General features: G+C 39.5%; 1 tRNA gene and 2 pseudogenes. 2 read left to right on the forward strand and 1 reads right to left on the reverse strand.

The annotated features are described in order from the left end of the window. Both HT715_RS05195 and HT715_RS11865 read left to right on the forward strand, forming a co-directional pair. Positions 1-396 (forward strand): annotated as a pseudogene (locus tag HT715_RS05195) (IS630 family transposase); the annotation flags it as partial. After that, a pseudogene (locus tag HT715_RS11865) lies at positions 395-682 on the forward strand (transposase); the annotation flags it as partial. The pseudogenes HT715_RS05195 and HT715_RS11865, both read left to right, overlap by 2 nt. Here HT715_RS11865 and HT715_RS05205 read toward each other — a convergent pair. Further along, positions 671-744 (reverse strand) — tRNA-Asn (locus HT715_RS05205). The pseudogene HT715_RS11865 and the gene HT715_RS05205 overlap by 12 nt on opposite strands. Positions 745-764 lie beyond the last annotated feature (20 nt).

Raw genomic sequence — 764 nt, forward strand, 5'->3', positions numbered from 1 at the left:
CCTTATGCAGGGGCTCCTAGAGGGGAGAAAGTCTATGAAAAGATTAGCGGACGTCGTTTTGAGCGAACTTCAATTGTTGCAGGACAAGTAGACGGAGAGTTTATAGCTCCCATGATTTACAAGAACAGCATGACAAGCGATTTCTTTGTGGAGTGGTTCAAAACGCAACTCCTGCCTGCTTTGAAGACACCTCATGTTATTATCATGGACAATGCTAGTTTTTATCCCAAGAACATTTTGGATGAACTCTGCATCCAAGATAAACACTTTTTCTTACCTCTACCGCCTTATTCACCAGATTTGAATCCTATTGAGCAAGCTTGGGCTATCTTGAAAAAGAAAGTAACAGATTTATTAAGGGAAGTCCCAACTATTTTTGAATGTTTGGAACGCTGATAACGAGAAAATTGTCAATGCCCTTAAACTAGCCTATTCTAACGCCAAACTAGAAGTCACTAATAATCTCATCAAACTTATCAAACGCAACGCCTTTGGTTTTCGGAACTTTAAAAACTTCAAAAAAAATGACGAAATTTGCCCTTTCTCGAGATTAGCTTTTCATCAACCCACTACAGTTGACAAAGAGCCGAAAAATGTCTCGCCTCTAATAACACGAGATAGATTATTATTACATAACAAAAAAAGAGGCCTAAACCTCTTAACTAAATTACTCCGCCAGTAGGACTCGAACCTACGACATCATGATTAACAGTCATGCGCTACTACCAACTGAGCTATGGCGGATTAAAGCTAAGCGACTTCCC

Origin of the sequence: Streptococcus sp. 4155, assembly GCF_013276695.1 — a bacterium.
Lineage (GTDB): Bacteria > Bacillota > Bacilli > Lactobacillales > Streptococcaceae > Streptococcus > Streptococcus pseudopneumoniae.